Source organism: Pseudomonas sp. HD57-3 (genome assembly GCF_056113135.1).
On the sequence record NZ_CM148568.1, the window covers coordinates 6175849 to 6196891 of the forward strand.

A 21043-nucleotide genomic window follows, 5' to 3' on the forward strand; every position below is an offset into this window, starting at 1 on the left:
TGTTGTTATCAGTTTGAAAAACAAAAATGCGCCCATTCGGGCGCACTTTGTTTAAATACATTAGTTCGATCGCCAGCGAACTTCTCCATTCTCGGCGATAAACTCTTCAATGATGTTTTCGCCGTCCAGCCGAATTTTCGCGTACCCGTTCAACACCCGCAGCGGATAGTCCGGATCGTTCGCATCCTTCGTCTCCGAAAACAGCACCCGCGAATGTCCGTTCAGCTCGCTGGTGGTGCCGTAGGGAATCGCCCCGTGCCCGGCACAACGCGCATGCAGCCCACCCTGGGTGGCATAGACGATGCCGTTATGCAGGTGCCCCCAATACCAGTAATCCGGCTCGCGCCCCAGCGCATCACACACCGGTTGATACAGCGCAGTCTTGTTGTGCCCGGTGATGTCGAAGCCCTGATGGTGGCTGAGCACCATGAGTTTCTTGCGTTTCGGCAGCCCTTTCATCCACTCGATCTGCGGCTTGTTCAGCGTTCCGTCCATGTACAGGTTCATGACGTCCGAGGCGTACGCCGTGTCCAGCCCGACAATCAGCCAGTCGTCGTTGATCAGGGCAAAGTAGCTGGTGCCCTGCTGCCCCGGAAAACGCGCGGCCAGTTCCTTGAAATAGCCGTGGGCGCCGCTGTACATCTCGTGGTTGGAATTAAGGGTGAACGAGCCGTGGGTGCCCATCGGCCAGCCCGCCATGTCGGTGTCTTCCTGAGAGTGGGTGCCGGCGTAATAAACATCCCCCAGGTGAATGGTGAAGTCGGCATTGGCCAGTTGCATCTGGTTCGCCACCGACACCGCCGGCGCATGGCTGTTGAACGGCCCGGTGCCCCAGTCGCCGGCAATCGCCAAGGTCACTTCGCGCTCCATTTTCACCAGCGCCGGATCGGTGCCGAAGGTCGCGTGATGGCGCAGGTTTTCAATCCACTTGAGCAGCGCTTCGCTCCACAACAGATCCAGCAACTCCCATTTGCGACAGCCCAGCAACGTGCCGTCCTTGAGCACTTTGGTTTGCAGTTGATCGGGCGATTGCGGCAGCGGCGTCGCGTTGCCGATGCGCAGGATCGACAGGCCGTGGGACAACTCCCACGGCACGGCCGGTTCGTCGTCCGGCAGCTCGCCGTGCTTGAGGACGTATTGCGCCTGATCGTGACCGCGCTGGAGCAACTTGATGATGGCCTCGAATTCCTTGGGTTCGAGTTCACTGATGAGCTTCATCCAGGCCATTTCGATGCGCGTGAACAAGCCGTGCAGGCGCACCTTGACCTTGTCGTATTCGTGCTTCAGATGTCCGACCGCTGACATGACGTAATCCTCTATCCGTAAGGGTTCACAGGGTTTTCATGAATTCGATCAGCGCACGCTTGTCGTCGTCCGACAGCGTCGTGCCGTACAGGTGACCGCTGTTGTGGTTGCCTTCCAGGCGCGTGTCGTAGGTGAAATCCGCCGAAGCTTTGGCCTGGGCGCCGCTGGTGACGAAGCCGACGTTGACCGGGTCGTAGACATCGGAGCCAGTGATGAACACCTGCGGACGTTTTTCCGGCGGTTGCAGCAAGTCCCACAACGTCGGCACCGAGCCGTTGTGCAGGTACGGCGCGCGCAGCCAGATGCCGTCGGTGGGCGTGTTGCTGTAGCTCTGGGTCTTGCGATAGGCGCCGAAATCGAACGGCGGTTTCTTGAAGGTGTGGAACGCCGCCACCAACCCGGTGGTGAACGAGTTCAGCCGGTGCGGATCGGTGCCGAGCTGGTCGATGTTGGTGGTGACCTGCCCGGTATCGGTACGCCCGAAGTCATGACAACCCGCGCAGTTAGCCTCCCACACCGGTTTGCCCTGGGCGACTTTTGCCTGATCCAGTGCCCACGGCCACGCCGGCGCCTTGTGCCCGAGCAGCCAGTTGGTCACCCGGTTGAAACTCGGCGGCAGCACCGATTCCGGCGTCGCGCCCACGGCCATCGCGGCGGCGTAGTTGCGCTCGTGGATCTTGTTGTTATTGCCGTCCCAGTGCAGGTACATCGATTCCCGGGGTTTCTGGTTCCACACTTGCGGCAGGTCGACGGTGCCGATGGTCGAGTCATCCGGGAAGCCGAACACCACCATTTTCGTCGGGTTGAAGGTGTCGGTACGCCCCGGCCCCTGTTGCGGGCGCAGCTTCTGCCAGGCGTAGGCCTGCTTCTGTTTGAGCAGCGCGGTCTTGGCCATCGGGATGATCAGGTAACGGTTGTAGAGCTTTTCGAAAAAGCCCAGCTGGAACTTGCTGTTGATCGCAGCCATCACGGCGTCGGTGGTGAATTTCGGGTCGCTGGCGCAATCGTAGGCAAACCACTGGAAGGCTTGCAGTTGCAGGGTGTTGGCCGGTGCGCTCGGCACATTCACCGCGACGTCGCTGGCATTCGCCCGGTAGGAACCGGTGTGGCACAGCGCGCAGTTCGGCTCGACGGTCGGGTAGCCGATCTGCCGCTTGGCCATGCCGATCGGCAGGTCCTTACCGTTCTCGAACAGGAACCCGAAGACTTCCCAGCCACCGGGTTTCGGCAGTTTTTCCGGGCACATCTGCGGCAATACCGAGAACAGGTAATAGGGGATCCGCGCCTCGATACCGAGACCGATGGCGGCGTATTTGTAGTGGTCTTCGTCGGAGGCGTAATCCTGCTCCGGCACCACGCGCAGCATCTGGTACCAGGTCTGGTAACCGATGAACGCCAGCAGCGCCACCACGACCAGCGTGCCGACCTTGAACGCGTGACTCTGCCACTGCCGCGCCCACGCCGCCCGCCACTCGCGCCAGCCGTCACAGAGCAGCGCAAGTGGCCGGTTTTCAGGCGTGGTGCCGAGGTACAGCAGGATGCCGAGGATCAGGAAAAAGCTCAGGTCACCCATCAGCATCGGCACGAACACCGAGCCCTGGCTGCTGGTGTTGATCAGGTAGATCCAGAACGCCACCGCGATCAACCGCGTCAGCACGCACAGCCAGGAATGCACCACGTAGCGCGGCGCGTTGAAGCCCGACGGCATGTAGAACACGCTGATGCCCACCAGCAGCATCCCGGCGTTTTCCAGCCACGGGTCGGAGAGTTGCGGCGGCAGGCCGACCACCGATGTCAGCAACCCCGGCGCGAACAGCGCCGGGATCGCGAACACCATGTTCATCGCAATGCCGAGCCAGATGAAGCGTTGAAACCAGCGGATGTAGCTGTCCATATCAGTTCCCCAGATCCTACCCACGTCGAAGCGTCGAACCGTCCGCGTGGCAATGCCGCCATGGACGCTCTGCGTCCGCTCTTGGGACGCAGAGCGTCCCGGTAAGCATTCCCACGCAGAGCGTGGGAACGATCGGACGGCTATCCGAGGGCTGTTTTCTCCAGGTGTTCAAGGATGATCGGATACACATCGACCACCGCGTTCTTGCCGAACATGCAATCGATGTGACCGTAACCCGGCACCACATGCCGGCTGTAACGTTCCGGCCCGTGTTTCTCGCAAACCCGCTGATAAGTCTTGAGCGTGCTTTCCGGCAGATAACACTGGTTGTCGGCGCCGCTGATAAAACAGATCGGCATGGTCAGCCGATCAAAGTGCGGCATGTACACGTCGTGCCCTTTGAAATCCACCAGATGCCCTTTGCGCACGATCAGCGCCAGGTGTTCGAAAGTCTCGATGTTCGACTCGCCGAACAGTTCGTGCAGGTTGTCGTGCAGCGTCTCGTTGAGGGTGTCGTGGCGATACAGCGAGGCGTACATGAAGGTGATGCGGTGGCACACCGGGTTGGTGCAATAGCCCTGGGCTTCGATCCGCGCGTAGCCGTTGAGCGCCTTGTCGTAGAGCCGATTGAACCAGTTCTCCTTGCTGTCGGCGTAGGCGGTCATGGATTTGATGCCGATCGCATCGAGCATCCCCGGCAAGTGCAGACCGGCCTTCAGCCCCGTTGCCGTCGCGACCACCGTGTCGGCGGCAATCTGCGAACAGACCACCGATCGCACGCCCTGCAAACCGGCGAGCAGCGACATGAAGAAGGTCGTGGCGCCGTAGCAATGCACCACGCACTGCACGTCTTTGGCTTTGGTTTCCTGCTGGATCTGTGCGATGGCGGCCTTGAAGTCGTATTGGGCGATCTGGTCGCCGTTCCATTCCTTCTTGCTCGCCGGCAGCAGGATGCTCACCCGGAAATCCAGCAGCCACACGTCGTAGTCGTGCTTGCACAGAAACTCCAGCAGGTTGGTCTGGATCGTATCGGTCGAGAAGATATTCGAGCCCACACCCAGACCATGCACCAGCATCACCGGGCCTTTGCTGCCGGCCTGATAGCGGGTCAGGCGCAACTGCACGCCGTCTTCGGTGGAGAAGAAATGCACGGCCGGCGTCGGCGCATCCAATGGCCGTTTCAGCCGTGGCGGCGCGTCGGGGTTGAAGTACTTGTCACCGGCAAACACCCCGCCATAACTCTCCCAGAGAATCCCGGCGAAGAACTTGCCGAACCGCGCCAGCCCTTCGATGCGCTCACGCTCGTTGCGCGCATTGAGGACTTTCATGGTGGTCATCTGCTTGGCGAAATCGGTCGGTTTGATGTGCATCACCCCGGAGCCGATCACCTCGCCGGTCTTGTCCGGCCCGCGATACAGGGTCACGTAGAGGGTGCTGGTGTCGTGCCAGATATTCAGCACGCCGTTGTCTTCCGGCACGGTCTTGAAGGCGCTGAAGAAATAGTCGTGGCCGTCCTCGGCGGTCAGCTTCATGTCGTACTTCATGTGGCGCGTATCGACCTGCTGCTCGAACTGCTCGAACAGGTTGAACACACCGTTGCTGGCGGTCAGCGGTTGCGGCGACAGCGCCGGGGCGATCACCGTGCCGACGATGGTCGCGGCGTGTTCGGGCTCCTTGATCATCCGGTTGAGATCATTGGCGGTGATGGTCAGGGTGAAGTCGATCGGCGAGTTGTCCGCCTCGCCACGTTTGGCTGCCGCCTCATAAACCTTGAGGTCGGTGCTTTGCGCGGCGGTGAAAGCGCGGGAGAAGTAGCCTTTCATGGTTTCGGTGAACTGCACGCCAAGGGTCGGCGGCGCGGTCTGTTTGCGCGGCGCCGATGGCAGTGTGTAGTCGATCGTCCAGCCACGATCGGCGGCCAGCAGGCCCATGTTGCGCTCGCTCACGGCGGAGATGGTCAGCAGCGGGTTGACCGCCAGTGACGTCGGGATCACCGCGCCGTCGGTCACGTACAGGTTGGCGTAGACATCGGTGCCACTGGAACCGCTGAACACCTGACCCTTGTGGTTGACCACGCCTTGCGCGGCGTCTTCGCCCATCACGCAACCGCCCAGCGGATGCACCGAGACGATGCTGTGCTTGAGCAGCTTGGTCCAGATCGGATTCTCGACCCAGATCCCGCCCAGGGCTTTGGTGCTCTGGTACAGGCGTTCGTTGCCGATCTTGAAGTTTTCCTGCTCACCGACACCCGGCCAGTCGATGCGCAGTTGATCCTTGCTGTCGAGGACCATGCGTCCCTGGCCGCTGTCGTGGCTCATGATCAGGTAGGTCTGCATGTTGTGCAGCGCGCCGTGATAAGGGCCGCGCAAGAAGCTTTCGGCTTCGCGCTCCTTGTACTTCACCTTGCCGCTGAAGCTGTCGTCGGTGGGCTTGCCGATCATCTCGGCGAACCCGGCCATCGCCGGCACCATCGGTCGACCGAGTGCGCCGGGGATCGAACCTTCCTCGATGACCATGCGACTGCTGCGGTCACCCTCGGTGCGCATGTCGATGATCGAAGTGATGCAGGGGCCGACCGGTTGCATTTCCTTGGCCGAATGCGCGCCGAAACCGATGCCGTTGATGGTCTGCTCGCAGTTGTGGCCAAAGCCGAGGATATCGCCGTTGCCGCTCATGTTCTCGCCGAGCTGGCCAGACATCACCAGGCCTTTGTCCCGCGAGCGCAGCAGAATTTCGGTGGAGCCGAGGGTACCGGCAGACACCACGACGATGTCGGCTTTCACGAACAGCGTCGGCGCGTCGAACTTCTCGCGGCCGCTGTCCAGATACTGGAAGTGCACGATCCAGCCGTTGCCGTCGCGCTCCAGATGCCGCACCTGGGCCTGGCAGAAAATCTCCGCGCCGTGATTGGTGGCGTCCGGCAGGTAGTTCATCAGCGTGGTGTTCTTGGCCTTGTTGTTACAGCCCGATACACAGTCGCCGCAGTGGTTGCACGGTAGTTGCTCGACGCCGACGTGATTGAGGTTGTTGGGCAGTTTGTCGAAGGTCACGTTGATCGGCGGCTTGTAGAAGTGCGCGCCTTGCTTGAGGAAGTCTGCGGATTTTTTGTTGGCATCAAGCTTCGGCAGGTTCGGCGCGGTGCTCGGGTAGGGATTGGGTTTGAGCATCTCTCGGGCTTTTTCGTAACCCGCCTTGAGCAAGCCGTCGTGGTCCTCGCGTACCGCCAGGGGCCAGCGCGGATCCTGGAACACATCCACGGTCGGCTCCAGGGAAACGTTGGCATTGATCAGCGACGTGCCGCCGAGGCCGCAACCAACCACCACGTTCTGCTGCGCGTTGACGTGCAGGTCGAACAGCCCGGTGCGCGAACCGATGTGGCCGTCCGGATCGTGTACCTGCAACTCTTCGGTCGCGGCGATCATGGTGTTGGGGTATTCGCCGGGCTGGATCTCCCGACCGCGTTCCAGCAGACAGACCTTTTTACCGGCCCGGGACAGGCGCGACGCGGCAATGCCGCCGCCGTACCCGGAGCCAATGACGATCACGTCGTAGTGTTCCTTGATGTCGCTGATGGGCGTTGCGATCCGTGTCATGAGGTGGTTCCTCTCTCAGGCAGATGGGGCAACTCTGCGGTTGCCTGCAATCAATGGGCGAACGGGCACCTGGCCTCCGGGAAATCCCGACGGCAGTACAACGGTTTGGGCAGGAGTCAGGCGCTACAGACGGGCGTGCTGATTGGCGGCACGACGCAACGTGCGCTTTCGCGGCGAAGGTGCCGGCAGCGCGCGGAGCGTGCGGGGATTGAGGGGTAAGCGGTGTGGCTGGGTATCCATCACGCGTTCTCCCTGAACCAGATGTGGATAAGTGACGGCTGTCCTTGTGCCATTGCAGTGAAGACAGGCACCGGATCGAAGTCAAGGCAGCCTCTTAGAACTGTATGAAATCTGATCAATTGCCTTTTGGACTATAAAGTTTGGATGGTGCAGGGTCTGTTACAACTCTTTTGTTCGCACGGAAATCAAAGCTGAAGCTGCTAATTGACACAGTCCAAAATCACACCATGAGAAATACGAGAAAGATCAACGCCCAAAAGAATACAAGCGCACGCACACTCCCCTACATCTGTAGGGTTGCCTTCCATTTAATTAATGCATATTTTTATTGGGTCTAGCCTTCAACAGACGACAAGAAAGTTTCGCTGTAACTTCCCAATCACGGGATCAAAATATGAGCACGATATTCAAAACTCTGCCGCAATCCCTGACAACCCTGGTGATAGCGGTACTGGCTGGCGCAACCTGCGACTACTTGATGATCTCAAGTTGCGTTAAATACTTAATCATGGCCGCTGTTATCAGTGGCTCGCTTTATCTATTCAAACTTGGCCCTTACCAATTAAAATACAACTAACACTTGGAGAAATACAATGAGAGATCTCACCCCTCAGGAGTGTGCAATTATTTCAGGTGCGGCTGATAGCAACGGAAAATTTACTGTTTCACCGGAAACAGCAGGGTCTGCTGTTGGAGGTTTTATCGGTGGCACATTCGGAGGCGGAGTCGGGGCATTAGGTGGAACAATTGCAGGGGGAGCGATAGGTAATTATCTGACAGGTGATCGAAAAATCGGTTCGGTAGGCTCAACCGGCATTCCTTGGGGGGCTACAAATGGCGGAGGCAGTCTTTGGGGCCCAACACAGGGAGCCTGACGCGAGGCAGTCTCCAGAAAACCAGCCTCGATCACAGGAAACGCCTGAGCTGTATGAAATGTGATCAATTGCCGTTTGGACTAAGCCCGCCGGGGATTGCAGGGTTCGGCGAACAAGTTATCCACATAGACACCCACAGCTAATGGGGACAACTGTGGATGACCTGGAAAAATAATCGGGATTTTGCGAAGAAAAACCGTGACTTATCCAGAAGCAGGGTTTCCATTAGCGATTGATTGTTTTTTGATCAAGTCGCTACACGGCACGGACTACGTGGCTTGCAGAGGATGGCGAACACCTTATCCACAGAAGCGCCAACAGAGTTCGGGGGTAACTTGGCGGGCGCTGTGGAAAAACGCTGAAGGCGTTGATAAATCGGGGTTTGCGTGGAGATTGTCGGGTTAAAACGCTGTATTGAGCGTTTTTTGATCAGACCTTTGTAAGCCACGTTTTATATGGCTCTTAGCGGATAGCGAACATCTTGTCCACAGAAGCGCCAACAGAGATTGGGGGCAAGTCTGGGAGTTGTTCTGGGGAAAAACTTAGAAAAAACCGCGAGTTAGGCTGGTTGTTTTTTGATCTAGGGGCTGGAGGGCTTGATTGGCGTGGGGTGCAGGGAGGGGCGAACATGTTATCCACAGATCCGCCAACAGGGATTGTGGGTAAACCGCCCTCTCCCGAAGGGAGAGGGTCAGCGAAAGTTTCAGCGGACAACACCTTCTTCGATCAGCAGCTTGAGAATGGCTTCCGCACCAGCCTGCGCCGTGACGCCTTTTAGGACTTGCCCACCACCGCCACTGGCCTTGGCCGTTGCCGCCTTCATCCGGTCCGCCCCGCTCTTGGCCTTGATCACCTTCAACCGCTTCGGCCGGGGCTTGGCCGGTTGCAGGGTCGCCACCGCGAGCAATTCGTCGTCGACCACTTCCACATCCCCAGCTTGGAGAACGCCACGCCGCGCAGGTCCGTAAGCACTCTGCCGAGGCTTCGGCGCAGCGTTATCCACAGTCGCCAGAAACGGCAGGCGCACTTTCAACCGGCGACGCTGCCCACGGGGCAACGCTTGCAGCACCAGCGCCGAGCCATCGTTGATCGACTCCACCTGCGCCAACCCCACCACCAGTGGCCAGCCCAAGCCTTCGGCCAGCAGGAACGGCAGCATCCCCGAACCTTCGCCGGTTTCCGCCTGGCTGCCGGTCAACACGACCTGTGCGCCAGCATCACGCAGATACTCGGTCAATGCCGGCAGCGCATCGGCGCCCGCCGGTTGTTCCAGCACATGCATCTGCGCAAGTCCCATGCCCAGATAGGCGCGCAGCGCCGGTTCCGCGATGTCGCCGGCGTGCAGCACTTGCAGGTTATCCCCCGCCAGTTGCAGGCCAAGCTCCACCGCGCGGGCGTCCTGGTCGGCGCGGCGCGGGCGGCCGGAGGTCGGGTGGGCGCCGATTGAAACCAGACTGATGATCTTTGTGCTCATAACCGTTCCTTAAGCCGCATCGCGCTTGGCTTCGTTGCGGTAAGCCTCTACCGCCGCGATCAAGGCCTGAAGAATTTCCGCGCTTTCGCCGATCACCGACAGGTCGGCACGCTTGATCATGTCGCAACCCGGATCGAGGTTGATCGCCACCACCTTGTCGCAGGCACCGATGCCTTGCAGGTGCTGGATCGCCCCGGAAATCCCCACGGCCACGTAAACCCGCGCGGTGACCCAGGTGCCGGACGCGCCGACCTGACGGTCGCGGGCCATGAAGCCATCGTCCACCGCCACCCGCGAAGCGCCTTCGGTGGCACCGAGGGCAGCGGCGGTCCTGTGGAAAAGATCCCAGTCCTTGACCCCGTTGCCGCCGGAGAAGATGAACTCGGCTTCGGCCATCGGAATCGCCGCCGGATCCACCGCCACCGCCCCCAGATCCTCGATCCGCGACAGGCTGCGCGCGACGGGTGTGGATAACTCCACCGGCAGCGCTTCGTGACGGGTTTCGCTGACCGGTTCCGCGCATTCGGCGGACGCCAGAATCAGCCGCGCCACCGGGCGGGCCAGATCCTGCAACCCGGCACCGGCGCGGCCGATGCACTCTTGATCCTTGACCTGCCACACCCGTGTCGCCGGGCGTTCGCCCAGTGCAGCAGCAAAGCGCCGACCGAGTTCGCCGCCACCGCTGCGGCTGTCCGGCAGCAGCCAATGACGCGGGTTGAACTGGTTATCCACAGCCCGCAGGCCCTGGATCCGTTGCTCCGGTGCATAACCGCTGAATTCTTCGCCTTCCAGCACCAGCAAGCGGTCAACGCCCGCCGTGGCGAAAGCGTTTTCCTTGTGCTCGCCGAACACCACGGCCAGCACCGCGCCGTCGCTGCCGGCCAGCTGATGAGCCAGGCCGAGCAGGTCGCGGTCGTGGCTGCTCAAACGGCCGCCGACCATGTCCGGCACCACGCTGATGTAGAACACCGGGGCCGGCACCTGATGCAGCGGCAATTGCACTTCGACCGCTGCCGAGCGTTTGACCGCCCCGCCCTGCTGGGCGCCGCTGCGGTCGATGCGCTTGATGCCGTTCGGCCCGATGAAGCCGATGCCGTGCAGGTTCTTGCGGATGATTCCGTTAGGGCCCATCCAGCTGTGTTGCGCCGGTTGCATGGCCGCGTGCAGCGGGTGTAGGCGGTTGCGTGCGATCCATTCGGCGCGGGGGTCGCGGCGGATAATGTCGCTCATCAGTGGGCCTCCGCAGGTTCACGTTTGGCCGGGGTGGCAGGTTTGTTCGGCGCGGCGTCTTCGAGCAGCGCATCAGCCACAAGTTCGGCGATGTCCTTAATCAGCGGACGCGGTTCGACCACGCCTTCGAGCATCGCCGTGCACTGTGGACAACCGACGGCCACCAGTTCGGCACCGGTCTCGCGGATGTCCTCCATGCGCATGTCGGGGATCCGCTGCTTGCCCGGAATGTCGGTGATCGGCGCCCCGCCACCGCCGCCGCAGCAGCGCGAGCGGAAGCCGGAACGTTGCATTTCCTTGATCTCGATGCCGAGGGCGCGCAGCACTTCACGCGGCGCCTCGTACTCACCGTTGTAGCGGCCGAGGTAGCACGGGTCGTGATAGGTCACGCTGTTGCCTTTGTGCTGACCGAGGTTCAGCGCGCCGGCCTGGATGATTTCCGCCAGATAAGTGCTGTGGTGCTGCACGAGGTAATTGCCATCGAACGCGCCGTACTCGTTTTTCAGCACGTGGAAGCTGTGCGGATCGCAGGTGACGATTCGGTTGAAGCTGTATTTGGCCAGGGTCTGGATATTGCGTTTGGCGAGCAACTGGAAAGTCGCTTCGTCGCCAAGACGGCGGGCCACGTCGCCGCTGTCGCGCTCTTCAAGCCCCAGCACCGCGAAGTCGACCTTGGCCGCTTTCAGCACTTTGACGAAGGCACGTAAGGTGCGCTGGTTGCGCATGTCGAAGGCACCGTCGCCGACCCAGAACAGCACGTCAGTGGACTTCTTCTCGCTGAGCAGATTGAGGTTCAGGTCCGCCGCCCAGTTCATCCGCCCGCCCGGAGCGAAACCGCCAGGGTTGTCGGTGGCAATCAGGTTTTCCAGGACTTCGGCGCCCTTGTTCGGGGTCGCGCCTTTTTCCAGGGTCAGGTGCCGGCGCATGTCGACGATGGCATCGACGTGCTCGATCATCATCGGGCATTCCTCGACGCAGGCGCGGCAAGTGGTGCACGACCACAGGGTTTCGGCATCGACCAGACCGTTGACGATCGGTTGATGCGGATTGCCGCTGTGTTCGCCGACCGGTTTACCGGGATAAGGGCTGCCGGCGAACTTGGCATCGGTGCCGCCGGCGAGGCCGACGACCATGTCCTGAATCAGCTTTTTCGGGTTCAACGGCTGGCCGGCGGCGAACGCCGGGCACGCGGCTTCGCACTTGCCGCACTGCACGCAGGCGTCGAAACCGAGCAACTGGTTCCAGGTGAAATCCTTGGGTTTCTCCACGCCCAGTGGCGCGGTCGGATCATTCAGGTCCAGCGGTTTCAAACCGGTGGAACGGCCGCCACCAAAACGTTCGGCGCGACGGTGCCAGGCCAGGTGCAGGGCACCGGCGAAGGCGTGCTTCATCGGGCCGCCCCAGGTCATGCCGAAGAACAACTCCGACACGCCCCACAACACACCGATACCTAGAATCGCTGCAAGTATCCAGCCGCCGAAGTTCTCCGGCAGGATCCCGGCCACCGGCAAGGTCACCAGGAAGAACGACGCCGAGAACGCCAGCAGGCTTTTCGGCAGGCGCATCCACGGGCCTTTCGACAGCCGCGACGGCGGGTTGAGCCGGCGCCGATAAACGAAGATCGCCCCGACGAACATCACCGCCGTCATCAGCAGCAACGCGTAGCCGAGGATCCGGTTATGCAGGCCGAAACCGTGCACCAGAATCGCCAGCACGATCGACGCCACCGCCCCGCCCGCCGTGGCGACGTGGGTGTTGGCGATGTATTTGTCCCGCGCCACCACGTGGTGCAGATCGACCATGTAACGCTTGGGCATGGCGAACAGGCCGCCGATCAGATCGACCTTCGAGGCCCGGCCCCGACGCCACATGGCCACCCGCCGCAACGCACCCAGCACCGCGAGGGCCAGGGCTGCGAACAACAGGATTGGAAGAAGGGTGTTCAACATGGTGAAGCTCCCACCAGTACAGCCTGGAGAAACACGTGACGATCGTTCCCACGCTCTGCGTGGGAATGCCTCAATGGACGCTCTGCGTCCGCTTTGGGACGCGGAGCGTCCCGGGCTGCATTCCCACGCAGAGCGTGGGAACGATCAGTCCATCAGCGTTTAGAAGTCTTTGCACAACCGCAGGGCGTCATAGATCGCAGCATGGGTATTACGCTGCGCCACGCAGTCACCGATGCGGAACAGCAGGTAACCGTCGCCGTTACTGCTCAACGAAGGTTGCGGCTGGATCGCGAACAGCGCCTCGACATCGATCTGGCCCTTGTTGCGCGAGCCGTCCTTGAGGGCGTAGTAGATTTCTTCGTCCGGGCGCACGCCGTTCTCGACGACCACCTGATCCACCACCCGCTCCTCTTTGGCGCCGGTGTATTCGTTCTCCAGCACCGCGACCAGCTTGTCGCCTTCGCGGTAGACCTTCTCCAGCATCATGTCGCCGGTCATGATCACTTCTTTCGGGTACATGCTGCGGTAGTAGGTCGGGAACGATGTACCGCCGATGGCCACGCCCGGCTTGATGTCGTCGGTGACGATCTCGACCTGGCTGCCCTTGTCGGCGAGGAAGTCCGCCACCGACATCCCGGTGAACTCGCAGATGGTGTCGTAGACCAGCACGTTCTTGCCCGGCGCGACCTTGCCGTCGAGCACGTCCCAGCTGCTGACCACCAGCCCTTCGGCGGCGCCCCAGTGTTCGTTCTGTTCCAGGTACGGGTGACCGCCGACCGCCAGCACCACGATGTCCGGACGCAGGTCCATGATGGTGTCGGCGTCCGCCGCAGTGCCCAGACGCAGATCGACTTTCAGCCGCGCCAGCTCCAGCTGGAACCAGCGGGTGATACCGGCGATCTGGTCACGCTGCGGCGCTTTCGAGGCCGTAGTGATCTGGCCGCCGATGAATTCCTTCTTCTCGAACAGGGTCACGTCGTGGCCACGTTCGGCTGCCACGCGAGCAGCTTCCATCCCCGCCGGGCCGGCACCGACGATCACCACCTTGCGTTTCGGCCCGGTGGATTTCTCGATGATGTGCGGCACGCCCATGTATTCACGGGACGTCGCGGCGTTCTGAATGCACAGCACGTCCAGACCTTGGTACTGGCGGTCGATGCAGTAGTTGGCACCGACGCACTGCTTGATCTGGTCGATCTGGCCCATCTTGATCTTGGCGATCAGGTGCGGGTCGGCGATGTGGGCGCGGGTCATGCCGACCATGTCGACGTAACCCCCCTCCAGAATCCGCGTGGCCTGGTTCGGGTCCTTGATGTTCTGCGCGTGCAGCACCGGAACCTTGACCACTTCCTTGATCCCGGCCGCCAGGTGCAGGAACGGCTCCGGCGGATAACTCATGTTCGGAATCACGTTGGCCAGGGTGTTGTGGGTGTCGCAACCCGAGCCGACGACGCCGATGAAATCGAGCATGCCGGTGTCGTCGTAGTACTTGGCGATCTGCTTCATGTCTTCGTGGGACAGACCGTCCGGGTGGAACTCGTCACCGCAGATGCGCATGCCGACGCAGAAATCGTCACCGACTTCGGCGCGCACGGCTTTCAGGACTTCCAGACCGAACTTCATGCGGCCTTCGAAAGTGCCGCCCCATTCGTCAGTACGCTTGTTGACGCGCGGGCTCCAGAACTGGTCGATCATGTGCTGGTGCACGGCCGACAGTTCGACGCCGTCCAGGCCACCGGCCTTGGCACGGCGCGCGGCTTGCGCGTAGTTGCCGATCACCCGCCAGATTTCTTCCGGCTCGATGGTCTTGCAGGTGGCGCGGTGCACCGGTTCACGGATGCCCGACGGCGACATCAGGGTCGGCCAGTGGAAACCGTCCCAACGGGAGCGACGGCCCATGTGGGTAATCTGGATCATGATCTTGGCGCCGTGCTTGTGCATGGCGTCGGCGAGATTCTGGAAGTGCGGGATGATCCGGTCGGTGGACAGGTTCACCGAACTCCACCATTGCTGCGGGCTGTCGATCGCCACCACGGACGAACCGCCACAGATCGCCAGGCCGATGCCGCCCTTGGCTTTCTCTTCGTAATATTTGACGTACCGCTCGGTGGTCATGCCGCCGTCGGTCGCGTAGACCTCGGCGTGCGCGGTGCTGAGCACGCGGTTGCGGATGGTCAGTTTGCCGATCTGGATCGGCTGGAACATTGCTTCGAAAGCCATGGCGGGTTCCTCGACTTACAACGGCTTGACGGTGAACAGGCCGTCGTCGTGGCCTTCTTCGGAGCCACCGTAGACCTGCTCGGCCACGGTGCGGATCTTGCTGCCGCGAGCGGCGAGGATCTGGTCCATGGCACCAGCAAACCAGCCGGTGAACATGTAGTCGACCTTGCGCCCGACCTTGCCGTAGACGTAGACGAACGCCGAGTGTTCGAGCTTGACGCTGCAGGTGCCTTTGTCGAGGTCGATGTCCTGGATCTTGAACAGGCCCCAGCCGCGCTGCGACAGGCGCTTCATGTAGTGCTCGAACACCGCGACGCCTTCCAGACCGTGGCACTCGGCTTCTTTTTCACACCAGTGCCAGGCGGATTTGTAGCCGGCCTTGTAGAGGATCTCGGCGTAGGCGTCAGCGCCCAGCACTTCCTCGATGCCCATGTGGTTGTTGACGAAGAAATGCCGTGGCACGTACAGCATCGGCAGGGCGTCGGAGGTCCAGACACCGGTCTCGCTGTCGACTTCGATTGGCAATTGCGGGGCGATCTTGGCCATGGAAACTTAACTCCAGAAAAATTTTGGTGTTGCCCCCGGCGCGGACGGCCGGAGGAAAGTATTCGGGAAGCGGCGGCTTACTCGCCCCAGACGTCTTTCAAGACGTTGACCCAGTTTTCGCCCATGATCTTGCGCACTACTCGCTCGGAGTGGCCGCGCTTGAGCAGGGTTTCGGTCAGGTTCGGGAACTCGCCGACGGTGCGGATGCCCAGCGGGTTGATGATCTTGCCGAAGTTGGTCAGACGGCGGGCGTAGCCCTTGTCGTGGGTCAGGTATTCGAAGAAGTCCTGACCGTGACCCTGGGTGAAGTCGGTGCCGATACCGATGGCATCTTCGCCGACGATGTTCATGGTGTATTCGATGGCTTCGGCGTAGTCGTCGATGGTCGAATCGATGCCCTTGGCCAGGAACGGCGCGAACATGGTCACGCCGACGAAACCGCCGTGGTCAGCAATAAACTTAAGCTCTTCATCGGACTTGTTGCGCGGGTGTTCTTTCAGCCCCGACGGCAGGCAGTGGGAATAGCAGACCGGTTTTTTCGATTCGAGGATGACTTCTTCGGAAGTCTTGGAGCCGACGTGGGACAGGTCGCACATGACGCCGACACGGTTCATTTCGGCGACGATTTCGCGACCGAAGCCCGACAGGCCGCCGTCACGTTCGTAGCAACCGGTGCCCACCAGGTTCTGGGTGTTGTAGCACATCTGCACGATGCCGACGCCGAGCTGCTTGAACACCTCGACATAGCCGATCTGGTCTTCGAACGCGTGGGCGTTCTGGAAGCCGAAGAGGATGCCGGTCTTGCCCTGCTCCTTGGCCTTGCGGATGTCGGCGGTGGTGCGGACGGGAATCACCAGATCGCTGTTTTCGCGAATCAGTTTCTGGCTGGCAGCGATGTTGTTGACCGTGGCCTGAAAGCCCTCCCACACCGACACGGTGCAGTTGGCCGCCGTCAGACCGCCCTTGCGCATGTCTTCGAACAGCTCGCGGTTCCATTTGGCAATGATCAGACCGTCGATAACGATGCTGTCGGCGTGTAATTCGGCTGGGCTCATCAGGCGTCCCCTTATTGGCGATTCATGCGCCGAATCGTCTGCCGGCGCTTTGGGGCCAGCATATGCCTCGGTGCGCGACCAGCCGGGTGCAAAAACGACAGGGGAATTGCCGAAAGCGTCAATCCGCGACAAAGGGTCGCCAACCGGTCCGACCGGCCACCTGTTCAAGCCCGCGAGCTTGAGCCAGAATCTGCCGCATCCCGGAAACACCACTGGATTAGAGCGGCGACATCAATGAAATCGATCTTCCTGGCTTTGGCCCTGATTGCGACCGGCGTACACGCCGCCGAAGAGTCCGACAACAACCCGTGCGACGCGGTGGAAAACGACATCCAGACCCTGGAATGCTCGACCTACAGCCGCACCACCGCCGAGGACCTGCTCAAGGACAACTACGCCAGCCTCAACGAGCGCATGCAGACGACCTACGGCAAGAACCCGGCGCAACTGGCCGACATCACCGCCAAACTCAAGGCCGCCCAGCAACAATGGCTGAAAACCCGCGACGCGGACTGCGCCGTAGAAGCCTTCCCGGCGACGGACGGCAGCAAGGCCTTCAAGATTGCGCAGAATGACTGCGTGGCGCGGATGAGTGACGAGCGGTCGGAGTTTTTGGAGTCGATAGGCCAGGAGTGAGTCGAAGATGGAAAGCATGATTCCCCACGAAGTCGTTAGCCGCATCGTTGATGGCGCCCTCCCGGTTCGCGCCTGGCGCGAACATCTCAACCTGACGCAAGAAGAAGTCGCGAATCGCATGGGCATTTCACAGCCGGCTTTTGCCCAGCAGGAAACTGTCGCAAAACCGCGCAAGGCCACTCGCGAGAAGATTGCAGCGGCGTTTGGTATCACCGCCAACCAGCTTGAGCTGTAAGCTGCACCTCTTCAGCCAATCAAGGGATTCACATGAACATCTGCGGTATCGAAATCAAAGGCAGTGAAGCGATCATCGCCGTGGCGTCCCTCGACGGTTCGGTGCTGAGCCATGTCGCTCTGAACACCAAGAAAATCGCGCTGGACGATGACGACGAGGCGGCCAACGTGAAGCTGTTCGCCGCACAGGTGGCGTCGTTCGTGCGCGAGAACTCCATCGATCGCATCGCGATCAAGAAGCGCAGCAAGAAGGGCGAGTTTGCCGGTGGGCCGACCACGTTCAAGATCGAGGGCGTGTTTCAGTTGCTGGACGGTTGCGAGGTGACGCTGCTGTCGCCGCAGACCATCAATGCCCAGGCCAAGAAGCACAATTTCGAGCTGCCGGGCACGCTGAACAAGTATCAGCATGAAGCCTACAAAGCAGCGTGCTCGGCATTGGTGAAGAAGTAACTAGCGCGCTTTACGTGCGCTCAGCCAGTCACCGAAGGACTTGTCTTCCAGCGCATAGCCACCACGGCTCGATTTCCACACCAGCTCCTTGTCGCGCAGGGCATCGATGCAGGCCTGAATGGTCTGGGTGCCCGGCACCACGTCGCTGCCCAGGTTTTCCAGTGCCTTGCCGACTGCCATGAGTGTGCTGTCGGTGAACGGTGCAAAAGGCTCGTTGTTCTGTGAGCGCTCCACCATCACTTCCAGCACGGCGCGCTGAGGGATGGTCAGCGCGTTCCAGGCGCTCTCGAACTCGGTCCACACGCCTGCGCGCAACAATTCGGCACGGCTTTGCAGAAGCTGCCCCAGATTGCTGGCCTCGCCCAGCTCCAGCGCGACTTCGCCGATGATGGTGCGCAACATTTCCGGGCGCCGCCCCACCAACTCAAAGGCGTCGTCGATATCGGCCGCACTGAACTGATTGGTCTCGGCCAGATGGGCGTTGAGGTGCAAGGTGTACGCCTGGGTGAACTCTTTTCCCAACAGCGGAAAGGGCGTGATGCTCGAGCCGAAAAACGGTTGGCTCTTGCCCAGCACCAGATGGGCGAGTTTGTCGCGATTGGAACCGGTGAACACCAGATGCAAACCGCTGCCCTCGCCTTCGCGCCCCTGGTTGAGCTGGTCCCGTGCGGCCTTCAGGGCAAACATTGCGTTGATGCCTGCGGCGGTGGTGAGCGCGTGCTGGGCCTCATCGATCACCAGCACTACGGATTTTTCGGCGGCGCTGTGGAGCAGTTCCAGTGCTTGCGTCAGGGTCGCGCCCGCCGGCAGTTGAGGCTTGGTGAAATCCCAGGACAAGGTGCGCAGAAAGCTGAGTTTTTCGATGCCGATATTCTTTGCCAGTTTGCGGATGCCCTTTTCAAAGGGGACCAACGCACCTGCAATGGCACTGGCGATCAAGTCAGCAGGATCTTTTTCCTTGTCGGCCCACAGGTCGACGTAAACCGTCAGCCAGCCCCGGGCCTGACATTCCGGGATCAGATCCTCGCGTAGAAAGGTACTTTTGCCGGTGCGACGCGGCGCTGCCAGAAAAAGGCCGGAGGTGAAATCCTGCAAACCAGCACCCACCAGACCATCGGCAACGCTGCGGGCCAGAGCGGGGCGGCGGAAGACGAAGCCGTTGTTTCTGGACATGGTTTTACGCTCAATTATTCAAACGACTGTAATTTATACCTCAAAGTATAATTAACTATAATCGCCCGTCAAACGGCCTCCCGTCGCCGGTCCTCTCGCGGACACCGGGCAAACTTCGCCCGGTAGCTGCGGGTGAAATACGACGGTGATTCAAACCCGCAGGCGATGCTGACTTCGAGCACGCTCATGTCGGTCTGGCGCAACAGCTGCCGGGCCTTTTCCAGTCTCAAGCGCAGATAGAAATTGCTCGGCGTGTCGTTCAGGTGCAGGCGAAACAGGCGCTCCAGTTGCCGCCGCGTCACCTTGATCGATTCCGCCAGTTCCAAAGTCGTCAGCGGCGGTTCGCTGTGCTGTTCCATCTCGCCAATTACATGCACCAGCTTCTTGTTGCTGATGCCGTAACGCGTGGCGACTTCCATGCGCTGGTGGTCCTTGCGCGGACGAATCCGCCCCAGTACGAACTGCTCGCTGACCTGAATCGCCAGTTGCGGGCCGTGGGCCTGGGCGATCAGGTCGAGCATCAGGTCGATGGACGCGGTGCCGCCGGCAGACGTGATGCGCCGACGGTCGATCTCGAACAGCTCCTGGGTGACGCTGAGCTGTGGATAAGATTCCTTGAAGGCGTCGATGGCCTCCCAGTGCAGGGTCAGGCGATGACCATCGAGCAGGCCGGCCTCGGCGAGGACGAAACTGCCGGTGTCGATGGCACCCAAGGTGACGCCTTCGTTGTCCAGCCGTCGCAGCCAGTGCTCCAGCGCCGGGGTGGCGAATTTCAGTGGTTCGAAACCGGCGACCACCAGCAACGTCGCCCCTTTTTTCAGCGGCTCCAGCGCCGCATCCGCGTTGACCGACATCCCGTTGCTCGCCAGCACCGCCCCGCCATCGGCGCTCAAGACGTGCCAGCGGTACAGCTCGCCGCGAAAGCGGTTGGCCACCCGCAACGGTTCGATCGCAGAGATGAAACCGATGGCGGAAAAACCCGGCATCAACAGAAAGTAGAAATCCTGGGACATGGCGCGCACTCGGTTAGCGGGTAGCGTGCAACGTTGATACGCCAGTTGTCGGCGGCATTCAAGGGGACAGGTCGCTGCAGTGCAAGAGCTGGTCGCCGCAGTGCGTTTTTGCGGGGGCATTGCTGCGTAATTTGAGCATCACCGGCACGACAGATGCCGGAACCCACAATAACGACCTGCCGAGGAACCCGACATGAAACGACTGATCAGCAGCTGTGTTCTCGCACTCAGCGGTACCGCGTTTTTAAGCGCCAGCGTCATGGCGGCCGATTCCGCATCGTGTCAGAACGTGCGCATGGGCGTGGTGAACTGGACCGACGTGATCGCCACCAGCGCCATGGCCCAGGTTCTGCTCGACGGCCTCGGCTACAGCACCAAACAGACCAGCGCCTCCCAGCAGATCGTTTTCGCCGGCATCCGCGACCAGCGCCTGGATCTGTTCCTCGGCTACTGGAACCCGCTGATGACCCAGACCATCACCCCGTTCGTCGACGCCAATCAGGTCAAGGTGCTTGAAGCGCCAAGCCTCAAGGACGCCCGCGCCACCCTCGCCGTGCCGACCTATCTGGCGGACAAGGGCCTGAAAACCTTCGCCGACATCGCCAAGTTCGAGAAAGAACTGGGCGGCAAGATCTACGGTATCGAACCGGGCTCGGGCGCCAACACCCAGATCAAGGCGATGATCGCCAAGAACCAGTTCGGCCTCGGCAAGTTCCAGCTCGTGGAATCCAGCGAGGCCGGCATGCTCGCCGCCGTCGATCGCGCAGTGCGCCGCAAGGAAGCCGTGGTGTTCTTCGGCTGGGCGCCGCACCCGATGAACGTCAACGTGCAGATGACTTATCTGACCGGCAGCGACGACGCCCTCGGCCCGAATGAAGGTATGGCCACCGTATGGACCGTGACCGCGCCGAAATACGCCGAACAATGCCCGAACGTCAGTCGCCTGCTGAGCAACCTGACGTTCACCGCCGAAGACGAGAGCCGGATGATGCAGCCGCTGCTCGATCACAAGGACGCTTTCGAATCGGCCAAGCAATGGCTCAAGGATCACCCGCAGGACAAACAGCGCTGGCTCGAAGGCGTCACCACCTTCGATGGCAAACCGGCGGCTGAAAACCTCCAGCTCACCAGCAAATAAACCGCAACGAACGAACCA

The 21043-nt window shown here is 61.0% G+C and carries 14 protein-coding genes and 1 pseudogene; 4 read left to right on the plus strand and 11 right to left on the minus strand.

The annotated features are described in order from the left end of the window. Nucleotides 1-60: 60 nt before the first annotated feature. The 9 genes from AC0R79_RS28100 to AC0R79_RS28140 all read right to left on the minus strand — a co-directional run bounded on the left by AC0R79_RS28100 (nucleotide 61) and on the right by AC0R79_RS28140 (nucleotide 16381). The gene (locus AC0R79_RS28100) at nucleotides 61-1305 is read right to left on the minus strand and encodes a metallophosphoesterase family protein (protein WP_474732553.1); all 1245 of its coding nucleotides are present in this window, start codon (nucleotides 1303-1305) and stop codon (nucleotides 61-63) included. 25 nt (nucleotides 1306-1330) lie between these two features. Then, nucleotides 1331-3199, minus strand: a complete 1869-nt coding sequence (locus AC0R79_RS28105; protein WP_474732554.1) for a c-type cytochrome — start codon at nucleotides 3197-3199, stop codon at nucleotides 1331-1333. A 140-nt stretch (nucleotides 3200-3339) separates the two neighbouring features. Then, a complete protein-coding gene (locus tag AC0R79_RS28110; protein ID WP_474732555.1) occupies nucleotides 3340-6792 on the minus strand; it encodes a GMC oxidoreductase in 3453 nt (1150 codons plus the stop codon). A 1818-nt stretch (nucleotides 6793-8610) separates the two neighbouring features. Continuing rightward, nucleotides 8611-9381 carry an electron transfer flavoprotein subunit beta gene (etfB, locus tag AC0R79_RS28115; RefSeq protein WP_085608913.1) on the minus strand — a complete coding sequence of 257 codons (771 nt, stop codon included), beginning with the start codon at nucleotides 9379-9381 and terminating at the stop codon, nucleotides 8611-8613. A gap of 9 nt (nucleotides 9382-9390) precedes the next feature. Continuing rightward, nucleotides 9391-10611, minus strand: a complete 1221-nt coding sequence (gene etfA, locus AC0R79_RS28120; protein ID WP_474732556.1) for an electron transfer flavoprotein subunit alpha — start codon at nucleotides 10609-10611, stop codon at nucleotides 9391-9393. Beyond that, complete coding sequence (dgcB, locus tag AC0R79_RS28125; RefSeq protein WP_474732557.1) at nucleotides 10611-12560, minus strand: dimethylglycine demethylation protein DgcB; 1950 nt, start codon at nucleotides 12558-12560, stop codon at nucleotides 10611-10613. Before dgcB ends, etfA begins: the two co-directional genes overlap by 1 nt. Nucleotides 12561-12719: 159 nt before the next feature. Continuing rightward, on the minus strand, nucleotides 12720-14780 hold the full coding sequence (dgcA, locus tag AC0R79_RS28130) for a dimethylglycine demethylation protein DgcA (RefSeq protein WP_007959780.1): 2061 nt from the start codon (nucleotides 14778-14780) through the stop codon (nucleotides 12720-12722). 15 nt (nucleotides 14781-14795) lie between these two features. Beyond that, nucleotides 14796-15326 (minus strand): DUF5943 domain-containing protein, encoded by a 531-nt coding sequence (locus AC0R79_RS28135; protein ID WP_007959778.1) that lies wholly within the window; start codon nucleotides 15324-15326, stop codon nucleotides 14796-14798. Nucleotides 15327-15403: 77 nt separating this feature from the next. After that, nucleotides 15404-16381: a dipeptidase gene (locus AC0R79_RS28140; protein WP_007959776.1), complete on the minus strand. Its 978-nt coding sequence runs from the start codon at nucleotides 16379-16381 to the stop codon at nucleotides 15404-15406. Nucleotides 16382-16615: 234 nt separating this feature from the next. Here AC0R79_RS28140 and AC0R79_RS28145 point away from each other — a divergent pair, with 234 nt between their 5' ends. From AC0R79_RS28145 to AC0R79_RS28155, 3 genes and pseudogenes are all read left to right on the plus strand, one after another. Next, on the plus strand, nucleotides 16616-17017 hold the full coding sequence (locus tag AC0R79_RS28145) for a lysozyme inhibitor LprI family protein (RefSeq protein WP_007959774.1): 402 nt from the start codon (nucleotides 16616-16618) through the stop codon (nucleotides 17015-17017). 16 nt (nucleotides 17018-17033) lie between these two features. Next, a pseudogene (locus AC0R79_RS28150) lies at nucleotides 17034-17252 on the plus strand (helix-turn-helix domain-containing protein); the annotation flags it as partial. 32 nt (nucleotides 17253-17284) lie between these two features. Next, nucleotides 17285-17701 (plus strand): DUF3010 family protein, encoded by a 417-nt coding sequence (locus tag AC0R79_RS28155; RefSeq protein ID WP_007959772.1) that lies wholly within the window; start codon nucleotides 17285-17287, stop codon nucleotides 17699-17701. Here AC0R79_RS28155 and AC0R79_RS28160 read toward each other — a convergent pair whose 3' ends face one another. Both AC0R79_RS28160 and AC0R79_RS28165 read right to left on the minus strand, forming a co-directional pair. Beyond that, nucleotides 17702-18874, minus strand: a complete 1173-nt coding sequence (locus AC0R79_RS28160) for an ATP-binding protein (RefSeq protein ID WP_007959770.1) — start codon at nucleotides 18872-18874, stop codon at nucleotides 17702-17704. It abuts the gene before it with no gap. Between the two features lie 68 nt (nucleotides 18875-18942). Beyond that, complete coding sequence (locus AC0R79_RS28165) at nucleotides 18943-19887, minus strand: GlxA family transcriptional regulator (protein ID WP_011336294.1); 945 nt, start codon at nucleotides 19885-19887, stop codon at nucleotides 18943-18945. Nucleotides 19888-20080: 193 nt separating this feature from the next. Here AC0R79_RS28165 and choX point away from each other — a divergent pair, with 193 nt between their 5' ends. Then, nucleotides 20081-21025 carry a choline ABC transporter substrate-binding protein gene (choX, locus tag AC0R79_RS28170; RefSeq protein ID WP_007959767.1) on the plus strand — a complete coding sequence of 315 codons (945 nt, stop codon included), beginning with the start codon at nucleotides 20081-20083 and terminating at the stop codon, nucleotides 21023-21025. Nucleotides 21026-21043: the final 18 nt, after the last annotated feature.